Consider the following 11,908-nt stretch of genomic DNA (forward strand, 5'->3'; position numbering starts at 1 on the left):
CAAAACAATAAAAACAGGCTTTCCAATGAGCCAGAGTCTCAACCAGCTGCGTAAATTCGTTTCGCCTGAAATCATCTTCGGTGCCGGTAGCCGGCACAGTGTCGGCAATTACGCCAAGACCTTTGGTGCGCGCAAGGTTCTGGTGGTCAGTGATCCCGGTGTCATTGCCGCCGGTTGGGTCGCCGATGTCGAAGCCAGCCTGCAAGCACTGGGCATTGAATACTGCCTGTACTCCGATGTTTCACCGAACCCGCGGGTGGAGGAAGTGATGCTCGGTGCCGAGTTGTACCGGGAGAATCACTGCGACGTGATCGTCGCCGTTGGCGGCGGTAGCCCGATGGACTGCGGCAAAGGCATCGGTATCGTCGTTGCCCATGGCCGCAGCATTCTCGAATTCGAGGGCGTGGACACCATCCGCGTGCCCAGCCCGCCGCTGATCCTGATTCCAACCACCGCCGGCACCTCGGCCGACGTCTCGCAATTCGTGATCATTTCCAATCAGCAGGAACGCATGAAGTTTTCCATCGTCAGCAAGGCCGTGGTGCCGGATGTTTCACTGATCGACCCGGAAACCACCCTGAGCATGGACCCGTTCCTGTCGGCCTGTACCGGGATCGATGCCCTGGTGCATGCGATCGAAGCCTTCGTGTCCACCGGCCACGGGCCGCTGACCGATCCCCATGCGCTGGAGGCCATGCGCCTGATCAATGGCAACCTGGTGCAAATGATCGCCAACCCGGCCGACATCGCCCTGCGCGAGAAGATCATGCTGGGCAGCATGCAGGCGGGGCTGGCGTTCTCCAATGCGATTCTGGGGGCGGTGCATGCCATGTCCCACAGCCTCGGCGGTTTTCTCGATCTGCCCCATGGCTTGTGCAACGCGGTACTGGTCGAGCACGTGGTGGCCTTCAATTACAATTCGGCGCCGGACCGTTTCAAGGTGATCGCCGAAACCTTCGGCATCGACTGCCGTGGCCTGAATCACCGGCAGATCTGCGGGCGCCTGGTCGAACACCTGATCGCCCTCAAACACGCTATCGGCTTTCACGAAACCCTTGGTTTGCATGGCGTCAGGACTTCGGACATTCCGTTCCTGTCGCAGCATGCGATGCACGATCCCTGCATCCTGACCAACCCGCGCGAATCCAGCCAGCGTGATGTCGAGGTCGTCTATGGCGAAGCCCTCTGACGAGCAGCAACGGGCATTGGCCGGGTTGCTGGGGCTGGGTAGCCATTCAGCCCGTAAGAGTCATTACCCGGAACTGGCCGCGCGCCTGGATGATCTGGAAGCCGAGCGTAACCGTTACAAGTGGCTGTTCGAAAACGCCGTCCACGGGATCTTCCAGGCCAGCCTGCAAGACGGCATGCGCGCCGCCAACCCGGCATTGGCGCGCATGCTCGGCTACCAGAACCCTCAGGAGGTGCTGTTCTCCCTGAGCGACCTGGCCAGTACGCTGTTTGTTGACGGCGCGCAGGAGCTGGAAAACATTGGCGAGACTCTCAGGCACCAGAGCAGTCTGCATGGCTACGAAACCCGTTTGCGGCGCAAGGACGGCAGCCACCTCGATGTGCTGATGAACTTACTGCTCAAGCCGGGTCAAGAAGGGCTGGTGGAAGGCTTCGTCGCTGATATCACCGAGCGCAAGCTGGCCGAGCAACGGTTGCAGCAACTCAATGACGAATTGGAACAGCGCGTCACTGCGCGCACTGATGAACTGCTCGAAGCCAACCGCAATCTGCAGCAGCAGATCACCCAGCGTAAACAGATCGCCAAGGCTTTGCGTGACGCCCGCGATGCCGCCGAGGCCGCCAATCACAGCAAGGACAAATACCTCGCCGCCGCCAGTCATGACCTGTTGCAACCGCTCAACGCTGCGCGGTTGCTGATTTCGACCTTGCGCGAACGCAAGTTGCCGGACGCCGAACAAGTGCTGGTTGAACGCACTCACCAAGCCCTGGAAGGGGCCGAAGATTTGCTGACCGATCTGCTGGACATTTCCCGGCTCGATCAAGCGGCGGTCAAACCGGACGTCGCTGCGTATCGCCTTGACGAATTGTTCGCGCCGCTGGTGTCCGAGTTCCAGTCGGTCGCGCAGGCGGCCGGTTTGAATCTGCGCGTGCACCGTGCCGATTACGCCATCAGCACCGATTTGCGCCTGATGACCCGGATCTTGCGCAATTTTCTCAGCAATGCCTGCCGCTATACCGACGAAGGCAGCATCCTCCTCGGGGCGCGCCGCCGGGGCCAGATGCTACGCGTCGAAGTCTGGGACACCGGTCGCGGCATCGCTGCCGACCGGATCGATTCAATCTTCCTCGAATTCAACCAACTGGACGTCGGCCGCGCTGCCGACCGAAAGGGCGTTGGCCTGGGGCTGGCGATTGTCGAGCGTATTGCCAAGATCCTTGGCTACAAAATTGATGTGTATTCGCTGCCGGGGCGCGGTTCGATGTTCAGCATCGAGGTGCCGCTGTCCGACGAGGTTCCGTTACCGGTGAGCCAGGCGGTGCCGCAACCGGGAACGGGCAACCCGCTGCCGGGGCGGCGCTTGCTGGTGCTGGACAACGAAGTGAGCATTCTCGACAGCATGAGCGCGCTGCTCGGGCAGTGGGGTTGCGATGTGGTGACCGCCACCGATGAGGCGGCGGCGCTGGCGGCGTTGTGCGGGCAGGCGCCGGAACTGATTCTGGCGGACTATCACCTCGACCACGGGGTGGTCGGCTGTGATGTGGTGCGGCATTTGCGCGAGCATTTCCAGCAGAACATTCCGGCGGTGATCATCACGGCCGACCGCACCGACCATTGTCGTCGCGCGTTGCAGCGACTCAACGCGCCATTGCTGAACAAACCGGTGAAGCCCGGCAAGTTGCGCGCGGTATTGAGTCAGTTACTGGGCTAGTGCTGTCAGAGCGCGCGATATTGCAGGCTGAAAGCCAATTGCGCGGTCTGCCCTTGTTCCAGCAAACGCAAACCCGGACGGCCGGGCAGGTGATGCGCGTTGACCGGGTGGCTCACCGGTTCGATGCAGAAAAACTCCAGGCCAACCGGGCAGTAAAGCAGGTAGTAATCGCTGCCGGTTGCCTGGCAGTCGAGTTCATAGCCAAGGTCGGGCTGGCGGATCAGGCAGTGACCGTCCCATTCGCAGAAGCCGTTGTCGACCAGGGTTTCGGGCAATGGCTTGAGCTGCTGAAAGTCCCATTCGACGGGTAACGCGCTGAGTTCTGTCGGCAACTTTGTCTCGTTGCACAGCCACACGTGCCGGGCCGGTGCCTTGAGTTGTGTATTCGCTGTCCGCGGCAGATACGGATGCAACCCCAGGCCATGCCAGGCCGGCTGTTCGGCCTGATGCGTAACGCTCAGTTCGATGCTCAGCTTGCCTTCGCTCAGATGGAAACGTTGACGGGCGCAATAGGCAAAGGGGCAGGGGCTGTCGAGTTGCAGGATCACTTCATCCGGGGTCGTCGACACCACTTGCCAGGGTTGCTGCCAGGCGCTGCCATGAATGGGTAGGGGATCGGTGACGCTGTTCGGTGTCAGGGCCAGCCAGCCATCGGGGCAGTCGAAGCCGCCTTGGGCAATCCGGTTGGACCACGGCACCAACGGGAAGCAACCGAGCTTGCCCGGCAAACCGGTGTTGAGGGCGTGGGTGTCGGCGTGACGCAACAACGGCTGACCAGTGCTGCGCACCACCCAGTTGACGATGCTGCCGCCGAGTTCGGGGGCGAGGGTGAGGCGGGTGAAGGCGTCTTCGAGTTCGAGCAATGTCATTTGATTGGCTCAATGGGGGCTTTTGTGGCGAGGGAGCTTGCTCCCGCTCGACTGCGCAGCAGTCGTGAATCCTGACGGCACGGTGTACCTGAAGGATTACAGGGGCCGCTACGCGCCCCAGCGGGAGCAAGCTCCCTCGCCACAGGGCGTTTGCCGGTCTTCTTTACAACACCAAATGCGGCAACCACAGCGACAAGGCTGGAACGTAAGTCACGCCCAGCAACACCAGGAACAGCACGCCGTAGAACGGCAGCAGCGCCTTCACGGTCGATTCGATACTGACTTTACCCACGGCCGACCCCACAAAGAGTACCGCGCCCACCGGCGGTGTGATCAATCCGATCCCCAGGTTCACCAGCATGATCATGCCGAACTGCACCGGGTCCACGCCAATACCGAGAATCACCGGCATCAGGATCGGTGTCAGGATCAGGATCAGCGGTGCCATGTCCATCACGGTGCCCAGCAACAGCAGCATGACGTTGATGCACATCAGGATCACGTAACGGTTGTCCGACAGGGTCAGGAACATCGTGGTGATCTTCGCCGGAATCTGCATCAGCGTCATGATGTAGCCGAAGCTTGCAGCGAAGCCGATGAGGATCATCACAATCGAAATCGTGCGCACCGTGCGGTGCATCAGTTTCGGCAGTTCGTTCCACTTGTAGTCGCGGTAGATGAACATGGTCACGAAGAACGACCACAACACCGCAATCGCCGCAGACTCAGTGGCAGTGAAAATACCGGACAGGATGCCACCGAGAATGATGACCATCGCCATCAGGCCCCACAGCGCTTCGCCGCAGATCTTCAGCGCTTCGCGCATCGGAATGACTTCACCTTTGGGGTAGTCACGTTTCTTGGCGAAGATCAGGCACAGCACCATCAGGCACGCGCTCATCAGCAAGCCCGGCACCACGCCGGCCATGAACAGCGAGGCGATCGACACCGTGCCGCCAGCGGCCAGTGAGTAGAGCACCGAGTTGTGGCTTGGCGGGGTCAGCAGGGCTTGTACCGAGCCGCTGACGGTCACCGCCGTGGCGAATTCACGGGGATAACCGCGACGCTCCATTTCAGGAATCAGCACCGAACCGACCGAAGCGGTATCCGCCACCGATGAACCGGAGATCGCACCGAAGAAGGTCGAGGCCATGATGTTGACCAGCGACAAGCCGCCGCGCACGAAACCCACCAGCACACCGGCAAACGCCACCAGCCGGCGGGACATGCCGCCCTCGGCCATGATTGCGCCGGCCAGCACGAAAAACGGAATCGCCAGCAGGGAGAACTTGTTCACGCCCCCAGCCACTTGAATCATCACCGCCTGGAACGGAATGTCGATCCAGAACGCGCCGATCAGCGCAGAAAGCCCCAGCGCATAGGCGACCGGCATGCCGATCAGGATCAATGCGATAAAGCTGCCCAACAGAATAAAAGCGTCCATTCAGGCAGCCCCTTCGTTTTCTTCAACAATGTCGAAACGCACAACCCGACGATTGCTCTGGTCACCGAGCAAGAGTTTTTCCAGAACAAATATCAGCGTCAGCACGCCACCCACCGGAATCGGCATGTAGGTGATGCCTACGCGCAAGGTCGGCAGGGCGCTCATGAACTGGTTCCACGTCGACAGGCACAGTTTGGTGCCCCAGATCGCCATGAACAGGCTGATGGTCGCCATCAGCAATTGTGCAAACACACTCATGACCTTGCGCACATTTGGCGACATGCGATCGGTGAGCATCGCCACGGCCATGTGCGAGCCGGAGCGATAACTGGCCGCCGCGCCGATGAAGGTGAAGACCATCATCAACAGAATGGCGGTGGGCTCGGGCCAGCTGGAGCCGGTGCCGAGTACATAACGGGCAAACACGCCCCAGGGGATGATCAGCGCAATGGCCAGAACGGAGAGCCCGGCGACCCAGATACAGGTCATGTAGAGCTTGTCATTGAAACGTAACAGCAGATTCTTCATCGGGTTCCACCGTAACCGGGCGCGCACTGACCGATACCCCTGTCAGTGGCGCCGGGCCTTTCTTGAATGCAGGGAGTGTTACTGAACGGCTTCGATGCGTTTGATCAGGTCGGCATAAGGCGCGCCGTATTTCTCGCGGATCGAGGCGGTTGCTTCATAGAAAGGTTTTTTGTCGACGGTGATGAACTCGACGCCAGCCGCCTTGAGTTTCTCTTCGCTGCTGGCCGATTTTGCGTCCCACAGGGTACGTTCCTGGGCCTGCGCGGCCTTGGCGGCTTTTTTCACCAGGGTTTGCTGATCGGGCGTGAGTTTTTCCCAGGTGATTTTCGACATCACGATCGGCTCAGGCAGGATCAAGTGGCCGGTCAGGCTGTAGTACTTGGCGTTCTGGTAGTGGTTGTGTTCCAGCAGGGTCGGCGGGTTGTTTTCCGCGCCGTCGATCACGCCGGTCTGCAAGGCACTGAAGATTTCGCCGGTGTCCATCGCGATGCCGTTACCGCCCATGGCGTTAATGGTATCGATGAACATCGGGTTGCCTTGCACACGGATTTTCATGCCCTTGAGGTCTTCCAGGGTGCGTACCGGTTTCTTGGTGTAGATGTTGCGCGTGCCGCCGTCCATCCAGGCCAGGGCGACCAGGTTGAATTCGGAGTTGGTGATTTTGTCGAGGATCTCGTCGCCGACTTCACCGTCGATGACCTTGCGCATGTGCGCCTGGTCACGGAACACGAATGGCATGTTGAACACGTTCACGTCCGGTACCACCGGACCGACGATGCCAAGGCTGACCCGGGCCATCTGGATAGCGCCGACCTGAGCCTGTTCGATTACTTCTTTTTCCGAGCCGAGTACACCGCCGGCGAACATCTTGAAGGTCAGTTTGCCGTCGCTGTCGGCCACCAGGGTTTTACCCAGTTGCTCTTCAGCCACGACGGTGGGGTAACCGGCGGGATGGATGTCGGCGAATTTGATTTCCAGCGCATGGGCGGCGCTGCTGAAGGAGAAGGCGAGCGGGAGTGCAGCGGCGAGCAAGGTACGTTTGAAGTCCATCATTGTGTCTCCAGTTTTATTGTTTTTTTGTTCAAGGCGCAGCGGTGTAGCTGAGGCGGTTAAAGCAAATCGTTGAACGCAGGTTCGGGCAACCCCTTGACGCCGGGATTCAAGGCGAACACACCGCCGGCCAGAGACTGCGGGTCGTGTTCATCGCCGGGGCGAATCGACGTCACGTACAAAGTGTCCATCTGGCTGCCGCCGAACGCACACATGCTGGGCTTTTTTACGGGGACGGACAGCGAGCGGTCCAGGCGTCCGTCGGGGGTGAAACGGTGCACCAGACCGGCATCATTACCGCAGATCCAGTAGCAGCCATCGGCATCCACCGCCGCGCCGTCGGGACGGCCGCAAAAGTGGTTCATGTCGACGAACACCCGGCGATTCGACGGCGTGCCGCTGGCAATGTCGTAGTCGAAGGCCCAGATCAGCTGCACATTGGGGTGTGAGTCCGACAGGTACATCGTCTTGCCGTCCGGGCTGAAACCCAGGCCATTGGGCACGATGAAACCGTCGAGTTGCGCCTCGATCGTGCCGAACTGTCCGGCGCTGTATCGATAGAGCCGACCTTCAGCCGCATTGGCGCCCATGTTCAGCACCATGCTACCGGCCCAGAACCGACCCTGGCGGTCGCAGCGGCCATCGTTGAGGCGCATGTCTTTGCGGCTGTGTTCGACCTGGGCCAGCAGTTCACAGTCGAGGCTGCCGTCATTGTGGGTTTGCAAATGAAAAAATCCGCTTTCCATGCCCGCAACCCAGCCGCCATGACTGTGGCGTGTGATGCATGCGAGCATTTGCGGGGCCTTCCAGGCATGAACATGCCCGGTATCGGCGCTCCAGCGTTGCAGGCCGCCGTTGGGAATATCGACCCAGTACAGGGCATTTTCCTCGTGGACCCACACCGGGCTTTCACCGACCGCGTTACGGGCATCGACAATCAATTCGGCTTGCATGGCAACTCATCCCCTTGGTTTTTGTTGTGGGATCAAGTGGTAAGGGTTTGGGCTTCAGTCACCGAACGGGCCGGCGGCACAAAAAGCACCGCCCTGATACACCCGCGCCGGATCATCAGCGGCCGGCATTGGCTGGGCTTCGACTTTTTCGCGGAACACTTCGGAAGTATCCTGCGGTACATAACCCAGGTTGGCGGCGTAACGGTTGTCCCACCAGATGTCCTTGTTGTCGGACATGCCGTAGACCACGGTGTGGCCGACATTCGGGGTGTACAGCGCGCGTTCGAGCAATTGGGTCAGGTCGCCGAAGCTCAACCAGGTGCTCATCATCCGGCGGTTTTGCGGCTCCGGGAACGACGAGCCGATGCGCACGCTGACGGTTTCGATGCCATAGCGATCGTAGTAGAACGTGGCCATGTCTTCGCCGTAGGACTTGGACAAGCCGTAGTAGCTGTCGGGGCGACGAGGGGAGTGGGCGTCGATGACTTCGTCTTGCATGTAGAAGCCGATGACGTGGTTGGAGCTGGCGAAGATCACGCGCTTGACGCCATGCCGGCGTGCCGCTTCGTAGATGTGGAACACGCCGCAGATGTTGGCGCCGAGGATCTGTTCGAACGAGTGCTCGGTTGAAACGCCGCCGAAGTGCAGGATGGCGTCCACGCCTTCGACCAGTTGATGCACGGCCTGCTTGTCGGCGAGATCACACAGCACGACTTCTTCACGGTCATCGATGGCCGGGGCAATGTCGGCGATGTCCGACAGGCGAATGACGTTGGCATACGGGCGCAGGCTTTCGCGCAAGACTTTGCCCAGGCCACCGGCGGCGCCGGTCAGCAGCAGGCGATTGAAGGGCGTTTGGGCGGTTGCAGTGGTCGTCATGGGAATCCCTGGACAAGCGGTTGTTGTTATTGGTTCGTTGTAGGTTGTCGTACGACTATGTCGGAGTATCGTTAGGCTTTCCGTATCTTGTCAACGCGACTTTGGTGGAAGTTGACGGAGGGGCGTCTTCCGCGGCTCGGACATAGCTCCCCAGGCTGACGCGGACCCTGTGGGAGCGAGCAAGCCCGCACCCACAGGGTTTGTGTGAATCCCTGCCTTACAACAACGAAATCGGGTAGCTGATGAACAACCGGTTCTCATCAAACTCGTTGGTGCTGAAGTTCCTGCGGATGCTCGCGTTGCGCCATTTGACGTTGAGGTTCTTCAGCGGCCCGCTCTGCACCGTGTAGGCCAGTTCCGACTCGCGGCCCCATTCCTTGCCGTCGGTAATGGTGCCGGTGTGCACGTTGTCACCGCTGATGTAGCGGTTCATCAGGGTCAGGCCCGGAACGCCCAGGGCGACGAAGTTGTAGTCGTGGCGCACCTGCCAGGATTTTTCCTTGGCGTTGTCGTAGCTCGAGTTGTAGCTGTCGTTGGCCAGGGTGCCGCCGCTGGTGCCGTTGACGCGCATCCACACATCGTCGCCGCTGAGCTTCTGCAAGCCGACGTAGAACGTGTTGCCGCCGTATTTGGCCGAGAGCAGAGCGAACGCGGTTTTGTTGTCGAGATCGCCGGCCAGGGCGCTGCCGTCTTCCTTGCCGATGAAGTAGCCGAGGTTGGCGCCGAGGGTCCAGTCGCCGATGGGCTGGCTGTGGCTCAGGTTGAAATACTGCTGTTGGTAGATGTCGCTGAGTTCGGCGTACCACACACCGACCTGGGTGCGCTTTTCGTTGAACGCATATTCACCGCCGCCGAAGTTGAAACGGTCAGAGCTGAAAGCTGCTGATTTACCGTTCATGAACATGTCTTCCATGCTCGCATCGTTGCGCGGACTGTTCTGGCGGAACTGGCCACCGTAAAGGGTCAGGCCGCTGATCTCGGTGGACGTCACCTGGCCGCCCTGGAAGGTTTGCGGCAGCGAACGACCGTCGTCGGAGCGCAGGATCGGCAGCACTGGCATCCACTCGCCGACTTTCAATTCGGTTTTCGAAATCTTGCCTTTGAGCGCGACACCCAGGCGCCCGAAGTTGTCAGCAGGGCGGCCGTCACTGTGGACGGGAAGCAGTTGCGTACCACCGGTGCCTTTACCGCCGTCGAGTTTTTGCGAATACAAGCCCAGCACGTCTATACCGAAACCGACCGGGCCTTGGGTGAAACCGGATTTCGCATCGAGGATGAAGCTCTGCGTCCACTCTTCACCCTTGCCCTGGGGGTAGGCAGGGTTGATGTAGTTGCGATTGAAGTAGGCGTTGCGCAGGTTCAGCGTGGCTTTGGCGTCATCGGTAAAGCCTTCGGCCTGGCTGGTCATGGGCAGGGCGAGGGCCAGGCCGCTGCAACCGATCAGGCTGAGGGCGTGGCGACGGGCGAAGGTTGGGCGTGAACTGCGGATGGACGAATTGCGGGCGTGTTTGCTCACTGTGACGCTCCCTGGCTTTTTGTTTTTATTGTTTGTCATACGTCGTCGTACAACATTGGCGGCGATTATTTACGGGTCGTTTCAGTGTTGTCAATCGGAAGTTATACGATGACTCGCGAAGGCGACGAGGGGTGTAAATGTTTGGTTTTCCCCTGTCGCCCCGAGCTAGAGCGGGTGCTAGTCTTGTTTAACGCTGTTGTCAGGGAGCCCTCATGGGCAATCACAAGATCGAGATTCGTCGCAGTAACGTCGAAAAAATCCTGCTGGGGGCCGAAAAGGTCTTCGCCGAAAAAGGTTTCGGCAGCACCGCCATGGCCGATATCGCCGCCGAAGTGCAACTGCCGCGCTCCAACCTGCATTACTACTTCAGCACCAAGACCGAGCTTTATAGCGCGGTGTTGTTCGACCTGCTGGAAGTCTGGAAGCAGGACGCGCTGTGCTTCGAGATGTTCGACGACCCCCGCGTGGTGCTCAGCAGTTACATCCGCGCGAAGATGAACCACTCTCGCAGCCGACCCTACGGTTCGAAAGTCTGGGCCAACGAAATCATCCACGGCGCGCCGACCTTGGGCGAAGCGCTGGACGTGAGCCTGTATGACTGGGCCAAGATGAAAGAAGCGAAAATCCGCCAGTGGGTGGACGATAAACGCATCCTCCCGGTGGAGCCTTCAAGCCTGCTGTACATGATCTGGGCCTCGACCCAGCACTACGCCGACTTCGATCACCAGGTGAACATTCTCAATGATCATCAGCCGCTGTCGGACATGCAGTTCGAGCGTGCGATACAGACGGTGACGAGTGTGATTTTGCGGGGCATTGGGTTGGAACCCTAAAATTTCTGGTGCAGCTTTATGGCCCCTTCGCGCGCAGGCTCGCTCCCACGGGGATCTTTGGCGTAGTCAGGATTGATGTACACCACAAATCCACTGTGGGAGCGAGCCTGTTCCTGAACGTGTCACTTTTTATTCAGGATCGGCGCCTAGCACCACATTCAACGCACTGCGCGCATCATCGAGCTGCACCAGCGTCGCGTGCCGCGCACCCAGGGCATCGCGGTTTTCGATGGCGGTGAGAATCGCCCTGTGCCGTGGCAACGCCAGTTCATGCAGGTTCGGCCGCTGGTTGGAATGCTTCAAGGCCTCGGCGATGGCCACCGACAGCATGTTGCACAGATTGGCCAGCAAGTCGTTGTGGGTAGCGTCGGCGATGCGACTGTGGAAATCCAGGTCTGGTTGCAGCAAGGCTTCGGGTGTCGGTGCAGCTTCCATTCGTTGGTAGGCTTCGCCGATGGAGGCGATGTCGTCGTCGGTAGCGAATTGCGCGGCGAGGGCAGCGGCGGCCGGTTCGATGATGCTGCGCACGCTGGTCAACAGATTGAAAAACTCATTCTGCGGGCTGCTTTGCATCAGCCAGTGCAACACGTCCGGGTCGAGCATGTGCCATTCCCTGCGCGGTTTGACCACCGTGCCCACCCGCGGACGGGAGTACACAAGCCCCTTGGCAACCAGCACTCGCGTGGCTTCGCGCAGTACCGGCCGACTGACCGCATATTCCTCACACAACAGGGCTTCGGCGGGCAGTTTGTCGTCCGGCAGGAAACGTCCGGAGACGATCTGCATGCCCAATTCCTGGACGATGCGCGAGTGCATGCTTTTGCGGTCGGAGGGTTTGCGGTAATCCATGGGGAGTGGCGCTGTCCTGGGCGAGGGAGATGCCGCGCATGATAGCAGGCGCGGCGCATTCTTGAGGCGCGATGGAGCAAATGTGGG

Annotated in this window: 11 protein-coding genes; 3 read left to right on the forward strand and 8 right to left on the reverse strand. The window is 60.0% G+C overall.

Annotated features, from left to right (window positions below; all coding sequences use genetic code 11):
* Positions 1–25 precede the first annotated feature (25 nt).
* Both ercA and M5G20_RS03110 read left to right on the forward strand, forming a co-directional pair.
* On the forward strand, positions 26–1,189 hold the full coding sequence (ercA, locus tag M5G20_RS03105) for an alcohol dehydrogenase-like regulatory protein ErcA (protein WP_273917844.1): 1,164 nt from the start codon (positions 26–28) through the stop codon (positions 1,187–1,189).
* Positions 1,173–2,900 carry a PAS domain-containing hybrid sensor histidine kinase/response regulator gene (locus M5G20_RS03110; protein WP_273917845.1) on the forward strand — a complete coding sequence of 576 codons (1,728 nt, stop codon included), beginning with the start codon at positions 1,173–1,175 and terminating at the stop codon, positions 2,898–2,900. The genes ercA and M5G20_RS03110 overlap by 17 nt, the downstream gene beginning before the upstream one ends.
* Positions 2,901–2,905: 5 nt before the next feature.
* Here the strand turns inward: M5G20_RS03110 and M5G20_RS03115 are convergent, their stop codons facing one another.
* The 7 genes from M5G20_RS03115 to M5G20_RS03145 form a co-directional block, all read right to left on the reverse strand.
* Positions 2,906–3,769, reverse strand: a complete 864-nt coding sequence (locus M5G20_RS03115) for an aldose 1-epimerase (protein WP_273917846.1) — start codon at positions 3,767–3,769, stop codon at positions 2,906–2,908.
* Positions 3,770–3,932: 163 nt separating this feature from the next.
* Entirely contained in the window at positions 3,933–5,213 is a 1,281-nt protein-coding gene (locus M5G20_RS03120; RefSeq protein WP_273917847.1) for a TRAP transporter large permease, read from the reverse strand.
* Positions 5,214–5,741, reverse strand: a complete 528-nt coding sequence (locus M5G20_RS03125; RefSeq protein ID WP_273917848.1) for a TRAP transporter small permease — start codon at positions 5,739–5,741, stop codon at positions 5,214–5,216.
* Between the two features lie 78 nt (positions 5,742–5,819).
* The gene (locus M5G20_RS03130) at positions 5,820–6,791 is read right to left on the reverse strand and encodes a TRAP transporter substrate-binding protein (RefSeq protein WP_273917849.1); all 972 of its coding nucleotides are present in this window, start codon (positions 6,789–6,791) and stop codon (positions 5,820–5,822) included.
* 59 nt (positions 6,792–6,850) lie between these two features.
* The gene (locus M5G20_RS03135; protein ID WP_273917850.1) at positions 6,851–7,744 is read right to left on the reverse strand and encodes an SMP-30/gluconolactonase/LRE family protein; all 894 of its coding nucleotides are present in this window, start codon (positions 7,742–7,744) and stop codon (positions 6,851–6,853) included.
* Between the two features lie 54 nt (positions 7,745–7,798).
* The gene (locus M5G20_RS03140; RefSeq protein ID WP_273917852.1) at positions 7,799–8,623 is read right to left on the reverse strand and encodes an NAD-dependent epimerase/dehydratase family protein; all 825 of its coding nucleotides are present in this window, start codon (positions 8,621–8,623) and stop codon (positions 7,799–7,801) included.
* Positions 8,624–8,840: 217 nt separating this feature from the next.
* The gene (locus M5G20_RS03145; protein ID WP_443218278.1) at positions 8,841–10,139 is read right to left on the reverse strand and encodes an OprD family porin; all 1,299 of its coding nucleotides are present in this window, start codon (positions 10,137–10,139) and stop codon (positions 8,841–8,843) included.
* A 212-nt stretch (positions 10,140–10,351) separates the two neighbouring features.
* On the opposite strand from M5G20_RS03145, the gene M5G20_RS03150 reads away from it, so the two are divergent.
* Positions 10,352–10,972, forward strand: a complete 621-nt coding sequence (locus tag M5G20_RS03150; RefSeq protein WP_075944788.1) for a TetR/AcrR family transcriptional regulator — start codon at positions 10,352–10,354, stop codon at positions 10,970–10,972.
* A 129-nt stretch (positions 10,973–11,101) separates the two neighbouring features.
* Here the strand turns inward: M5G20_RS03150 and M5G20_RS03155 are convergent, their stop codons facing one another.
* Positions 11,102–11,821: a FadR/GntR family transcriptional regulator gene (locus M5G20_RS03155; RefSeq protein ID WP_273917856.1), complete on the reverse strand. Its 720-nt coding sequence runs from the start codon at positions 11,819–11,821 to the stop codon at positions 11,102–11,104.
* Positions 11,822–11,908 lie beyond the last annotated feature (87 nt).

The sequence above is a fragment of the Pseudomonas sp. TNT2022 ID1044 genome, from assembly GCF_028656895.1.
In the GTDB taxonomy this organism is placed as follows: domain Bacteria; phylum Pseudomonadota; class Gammaproteobacteria; order Pseudomonadales; family Pseudomonadaceae; genus Aquipseudomonas; species Aquipseudomonas reinekei.

Bases quoted from the DNA above. Each gene is read 5' to 3' on its own strand.
- M5G20_RS03135 (WP_273917850.1), bottom strand. From the start codon at position 7,744: ATGCAAGCCGAATTGATTGTCGATGCCCGTAACGCGGTCGGTGAAAGC.
- M5G20_RS03110 (WP_273917845.1), top strand. From the start codon at position 1,173: ATGGCGAAGCCCTCTGACGAGCAGCAACGGGCATTGGCCGGGTTGCTG.
- M5G20_RS03115 (WP_273917846.1), bottom strand. From the start codon at position 3,769: ATGACATTGCTCGAACTCGAAGACGCCTTCACCCGCCTCACCCTCGCC.
- M5G20_RS03130 (WP_273917849.1), bottom strand. From the start codon at position 6,791: ATGGACTTCAAACGTACCTTGCTCGCCGCTGCACTCCCGCTCGCCTTC.
- M5G20_RS03150 (WP_075944788.1), top strand. From the start codon at position 10,352: ATGGGCAATCACAAGATCGAGATTCGTCGCAGTAACGTCGAAAAAATC.
- M5G20_RS03120 (WP_273917847.1), bottom strand. From the start codon at position 5,213: ATGGACGCTTTTATTCTGTTGGGCAGCTTTATCGCATTGATCCTGATC.
- M5G20_RS03140 (WP_273917852.1), bottom strand. From the start codon at position 8,623: ATGACGACCACTGCAACCGCCCAAACGCCCTTCAATCGCCTGCTGCTG.
- M5G20_RS03125 (WP_273917848.1), bottom strand. From the start codon at position 5,741: ATGAAGAATCTGCTGTTACGTTTCAATGACAAGCTCTACATGACCTGT.
- ercA (WP_273917844.1), top strand. From the start codon at position 26: ATGAGCCAGAGTCTCAACCAGCTGCGTAAATTCGTTTCGCCTGAAATC.
- M5G20_RS03155 (WP_273917856.1), bottom strand. From the start codon at position 11,821: ATGGATTACCGCAAACCCTCCGACCGCAAAAGCATGCACTCGCGCATC.